The sequence below is a fragment of the Nocardioides sp. P5_C9_2 genome, assembly GCF_054049555.1.
In genome coordinates this window covers 1-5,433 of sequence record NZ_JBFUMD010000263.1, presented here as the reverse complement: position 1 = coordinate 5,433, position 5,433 = coordinate 1, and the positions used below count along the sequence as shown (strand labels likewise).

Annotated in this window: 5 protein-coding genes; all 5 read right to left on the bottom strand. The window is 71.0% G+C overall.

Features of this window, described 5'->3' with window-relative positions:
• The coding region (locus ACXJKL_RS13445; RefSeq protein WP_457207550.1) for an NADH-quinone oxidoreductase subunit G at nucleotides 1-1,520 on the bottom strand (1,520 nt) is incomplete at its 3' end.
• On the bottom strand, nucleotides 1,517-2,827 hold the full coding sequence (gene nuoF, locus ACXJKL_RS13440; RefSeq protein WP_457207549.1) for an NADH-quinone oxidoreductase subunit NuoF: 1,311 nt from the start codon (nucleotides 2,825-2,827) through the stop codon (nucleotides 1,517-1,519). The genes ACXJKL_RS13445 and nuoF, both read right to left, overlap by 4 nt.
• The gene (nuoE, locus tag ACXJKL_RS13435; protein ID WP_457207548.1) at nucleotides 2,824-3,726 is read right to left on the bottom strand and encodes an NADH-quinone oxidoreductase subunit NuoE; all 903 of its coding nucleotides are present in this window, start codon (nucleotides 3,724-3,726) and stop codon (nucleotides 2,824-2,826) included. The genes nuoF and nuoE overlap by 4 nt, the downstream gene beginning before the upstream one ends.
• Before the next feature lie 67 nt (nucleotides 3,727-3,793).
• Entirely contained in the window at nucleotides 3,794-5,134 is a 1,341-nt protein-coding gene (locus ACXJKL_RS13430) for an NADH-quinone oxidoreductase subunit D (RefSeq protein WP_457207547.1), read from the bottom strand.
• Nucleotides 5,134-5,433: NADH-quinone oxidoreductase subunit C (locus ACXJKL_RS13425; protein WP_457207546.1), on the bottom strand; the 300-nt coding region annotated here is incomplete at its 5' end. The genes ACXJKL_RS13430 and ACXJKL_RS13425, both read right to left, overlap by 1 nt.

Genomic DNA, 5,433 nt, shown 5'->3' with positions numbered 1-5,433 from the left:
CCGGCCTCGACCGCGCCGCGGTCCCCGGCGCGACGCGGCACCCACGCGAGGCGGGCCCCGGTGGTGCGGGCCAGCTCGAGGGCGGCGGTCAGGGCGCCGTGCTGCTGGGCGAGGCGCTCGCCGACCAGGATGACGCCGCCGGAGTCGAGGGCGGTGGTGCCGTCCTCGGCCAGCGCGCGCAGTGCCTCGGCCTCCTCGCCCGGGGCGGTGGGGACCAGACGGCCGTTCATCTTGCCCAGGCCACGGGTCGCGTAGGGCGCGAGGGCGACGACCTTCGTCGAGCCCTTGGACGCCTTGCGGAGCCGCAGGAAGATCGTCGCCGCCTCGTCCTCGGGCTCCAGGCCGGCCAGCACGACGACCGACGCGCGCTCGAGGTCGTCGTACGTGACGTCCATGGAGAGCGCGACGCGGGAGGCCAGGAAGTCGGCCTCCTCGGCGGTGTGCGGCCGGGCACGGAAGTCGATGTCGTGGGTGCCGAGGGAGACGCGGGCGAACTTGGCGTACGCGTAGGCGTCCTCGGCGGTCAGGCGACCGCCGGTGAGGACGGCCGCGCTGCCGGCGGCGTGCAGGCCACGGGCGGCGACGGCGAAGGCCTCGGGCCACGACGCAGGACGGAGCACCCCGTCCTCGCGCACCATCGGGTGGGTGAGGCGGTCGTCCTGCCGGGCGTAGTGGAAGGCGAAGCGGTCCTTGTCGCTGATCCACTCCTCGTTGACCTCGGGGTCGTTGCCGGCCAGGCGCCGCATGACCTTGCCGCGGCGGTGGTCGACCCGGATGGCCGCGCCGCAGGCGTCGTGCTCGGCGACGCCGGGCGTGGAGACGAGGTCGAAGGGACGCGAGCGGAAGCGGTACTCCGCGCTCGTCAGCGCCCCCACGGGGCAGATCTGGATGGTGTTGCCGGAGAAGTAGGACAGGAACGGCGCCCCGTCGGCGATGCCGATCTGCTGCTGCGCGCCACGCTCGATCAGCGCGATGAACGGGTCCCCGGCGATCTCGTCGGCGAAGCGGGTGCAGCGCTGGCACACGATGCAGCGCTCGCGGTCGAGCAGGACCTGCGCCGAGATGTTGATCGGCTTGGGGAAGGTGCGCTTGACGCCCTCGAAGCGGGTCTCGCCGCGGCCGTTGGACATCGCCTGGTTCTGCAGGGGGCACTCGCCGCCCTTGTCGCAGACGGGGCAGTCCAGCGGGTGGTTGACGAGCAGGAACTCCATCACGCCCTGCTGGGCCTTGTCGGCCACCGGGCTGGTGGCCTGGGTGCTGACGACCATGCCCTCCGCGACGGTGAGCGTGCACGAGGCCTGCGGCTTGGGGATCGGCCTGCCGTTGCCGGCGTCCGGGATGTCGACGAGGCACTGGCGGCAGGCGCCCACGGGCGCGAGCAGCGGGTGGTCGCAGAACCGCGGGATCTGGACGCCGACCTGCTCGGCGGCACGGATGACCAGCGTGTCCTTGGGGACGCTGACCTCGACGCCGTCGATGGTGAGGGTGACCTGGTCAACCTTGGCCGGGGTGGTCGTCATGCGTTGGCTCCGGTGTGGGCGAAGGCCGTCGAGGCGTTCGGGTCGAACGGGCACCCACCGTGGGAGAGGTGGGCGAGGTACTCGTCGCGGAAGTACTTGATCGAGCTGGAGATCGGGCTGGTCGCGCCGTCACCGAGCGCGCAGAACGAGCGGCCCAGGATGTTCTCGCACTGGTCGAGCAGCAGGTCGAGGTCGGACTCGGACCCCTCCCCCCTCTCGAGGCGGGCCAGGGTCTGCACCAGCCACCACGTGCCCTCGCGGCACGGGGTGCACTTGCCGCAGGACTCGTGCTTGTAGAACTCGGTCCAGCGCAGCACGGCGCGCACGACACAGGTCGTCTCGTCGAAGAGCTGCAGCGCTCGCGTGCCGAGCATCGAGCCGGCCGCGCCGACGCCCTCGAAGTCGAGGGGCACGTCGAGGTGCTCGGTGGTGAGCAGCGGGGTGCTCGAGCCGCCGGGGGTCCAGAACTTGAGCTCGTGACCCTCGCGGATGCCTCCGGCGAGGTCGATCAGCTCGCGCAGCGTGATGCCGAGCGGGGCCTCGTACTGGCCCGGGCGGGTGACGTGGCCCGAGAGGCTGAAGATGCCGAAGCCCTTGGACTTCTCGGTGCCCATCGAGGCGAACCACTCCGCGCCGCGGCCGATGATGCTCGGCACCGACGCGATGGACTCGACGTTGTTGATGACGGTCGGGCTGGCGTAGAGGCCGGCGACCGCCGGGAACGGCGGGCGCAGGCGCGGCTGGCCGCGGCGACCCTCGAGCCCCTCGAGCAGCGCGGTCTCCTCGCCACAGATGTAGGCACCCGCGCCGGCGTGCACGACGACGTCGAGGTCGTAGCCCGAGCCGTGGATGTCCTTGCCGAGGTGACCGGCGAGGTAGGCCTCCTGGACCGCCCGCTGGAGGCGACGCACGACGTGGAGCACCTCGCCGCGCACGTAGATGAACGCGTGGTTGGCACGGATGGCGAACGAGCTGATGATGACGCCCTCGACGAGCGTGTGCGGGCTGGCCATCATGAGCGGGATGTCCTTGCAGGTGCCCGGCTCGGACTCGTCGGCGTTGACCACGAGGTACTTCGGCTTGGGGTTGTCCTGCGGGATGAAGCCCCACTTCATGCCGGTGGGGAAGCCCGCGCCGCCGCGACCGCGCAGGCCGGAGTCCTTGACCGCGGCGATGATCGCATCGGGGTCCATCGCCAGGGCCGTGCGCATCGCCTCGTAGCCGCCGCGCTGCTCGTACGACGCCAGTGTCCAGGCGCGCTCGGCGTCCCAGTTGTCGGTGAGGACCGGGGTCAGGGTGCTGGTCACTTCGCCTCCTCGGTTCCCTGGACGTCGTCCTCGTGCTTGAGGTCGGCGTCGGAGCGCTGGACCTCGCCCTCGGAGTCCTGGCGGTCGGCCTCGTGGCTGCCGTCGACTCCCGCGGCGGCCCGGGCCGGCTCGTCGGCGGTGCGGCCGGCGGCCTGGCCACCCGGGGCGGTCCAGCCGTTGTCCCGCGCGATGCCCAGCCCCACCAGGGACGCGGGACCGGCAGCAGGCCCCTCGTCGGCGAGGTCGTCGGGGAAGCCGGCGAGCACCCGCTCGGCCTGCTTCCAGGTGCACAGCGCCGGACCACGGGTGGAGCGGACCTCGGTGCCGGCGCGCAGGTCGTCGACGACCCGGACCGCGGACTCCGGGGTCTGGTTGTCCATGAACTCCCAGTTGACCATCATCACCGGGGCGTAGTCGCAGGCCGCGTTGCACTCGATGTGCTCGAGGGTGACCTTGCCGTCCGCGCTGGTCTCGTCGTTGCCGACGTCGAGGTGCTGCTTGAGCCGGTCGAAGATCAGGTCACCGCCCATCACCGCGCACAGGGTGTTGGTGCAGACGCCGACCAGGTAGTCGCCCACCGGCTTGCGCTTGTACATCGTGTAGAACGTCGCGACCCCGCTGACCTCGGCCGCGGAGATGCCGAGGATCTCGGCACACGCCTGGATGCCCTCGGGCGTCACCCTGCCCTCCACCGACTGCACGAGGTGCAGCATCGGCAGCAGGCCGGACCGGGCCTCGGGGTAGCGGCCCGCGATCTGGCGCAGCTCGACCAGGGTCTCGGCGGGCAGCGCGCCGTCGTCGGCACCGAAGCGCGCGGGGCTGGGCGCCGCGTAGTCGGCGGTGCTGACCGCCAGGCCGGGGTCGACGGCGGGGGCGGTCGTCGGGTCGTTCGAGGTCATCGGGGTCCCCTCGGAGTTGTCGAGCGGAGGAGCGAAGCGGAGGAGATCGAGAACTCCGTGGGGTGATTCATCGGTCGACCCCTCCCATCACGGGGTCGATCGAGGCGATGGCGACGATGACGTCGGCGACCATGCCGCCCTCGCTCATCACGCTCGTCGCCTGGAGGTTGGTGAAGGACGGGTCGCGGAAGTGGGCGCGGAAGGGCCGGGTGCCACCGTCGGAGACGACGTGGGCGCCGAGCTCGCCACGCGGCGACTCGATCGGGACGTAGGCCTGCCCTGCCGGGACCCGGAAGCCCTCCGTCACCAGCTTGAAGTGGTGGATCAGCGCCTCCATCGACTCGCCCATGATGTGGCGGATGTGGTCGAGGGAGTTGCCCATGCCGTCGGAGCCGATCGCGAGCTGGCTGGGCCAGGCGATCTTCTTGTCGGCGACCATCACCGGCGCGCCCTCGAGGTCGGCGAGACGGCGGGCCGCCTGCTCGACGAGCTTGAGCGACTCGTCCATCTCGGCGAGGCGCACCCGGAAGCGGCCGTAGGCGTCGGCCGTGTCCCACGTCTGGACGTCGAAGTCGTAGTCCTCGTAGCCGGAGTAGGGCTGGGTCTTGCGCAGGTCCCAGGCGTAGCCGGTGGAGCGCAGCGGCGGGCCGGAGAGCCCCAGCGCCAGGCAGCCGGCCAGGTCGAGGTGGCCGACGCCCTCGAGGCGGGCCTTGAAGATGGGGTTGGCGTTGCACAGCGCGGCGTACTCGGGAAGACGCTTCTTCATCAGGGCGACGAAGTCGCGGATCTCGTCGAGGGCACCGGGCGGGAGGTCCTGGGCCACGCCACCGGGACGGATGAACGCGTGGTTCATCCGCAGGCCGGTGATCAGCTCGAAGAGGTCCAGCACCAGCTCGCGCTCGCGGAAGCCGATGGTCATGACGGTGAGGGCGCCGATCTCCATGCCCCCGGTCGCGATGCAGACCAGGTGGGAGGAGATGCGGTTGAGCTCCATGAGCAGGACCCGCATGACCTGGGCCTTCTCGGGGATGTCGTCCTCGATGTCGAGGAGGCGCTCCACGCCCAGGGCGTACGTCGCCTCGTTGTAGAACGGGGAGAGGTAGTCCATCCGGGTGCAGAACGTCGTGCCCTGCACCCAGGAGCGGTACTCCATGTTCTTCTCGATGCCGGTGTGCAGGTAGCCGATGCCGCAGCGGGCCTCGGTGACCGTCTCGCCCTCGAGCTCGAGGATCAGGCGCAGCACCCCGTGCGTCGACGGGTGCTGCGGACCCATGTTGACGACGACCCGCTCGTCGGCGGCGTCGCCCAGGCCCTGGGTGATCGAGTCCCAGTCCTGGCCGGTGACGGTGAAGACCTTGCCCTGGCTGGTGTCGCTGGGGTCGGCGTACAGATCCTGGTCGGTGGACATCAGTTGTAGCTCCTCCGCTGGTCGGGAGGCGGGACGGACCCACCCTTGTACTCCACGGGGATGCCGCCCAAGGGGTAGTCCTTGCGCTGCGGGTGGCCCGGCCAGTCGTCGGGCATCAGGATCCGGGTCATGGCGGGATGGCCGTCGAAGACGATCCCGAACATGTCCCAGGTCTCGCGCTCGTGCCAGTCGTTGGTGGGGTAGATGCTCACCAGGCTGGGCACGTGCGGGTCCGCGTCGGGGCACGCGACCTCGAGCCGGATGCGGCGGTTGTGGGTCATCGAGAGCAGGTGGTAGAC

Bases quoted from the DNA above. Each gene is read 5' to 3' on its own strand.
- nuoE (WP_457207548.1), bottom strand. From the start codon at position 3,726: ATGACCTCGAACGACCCGACGACCGCCCCCGCCGTCGACCCCGGCCTG.
- ACXJKL_RS13430 (WP_457207547.1), bottom strand. From the start codon at position 5,134: ATGTCCACCGACCAGGATCTGTACGCCGACCCCAGCGACACCAGCCAG.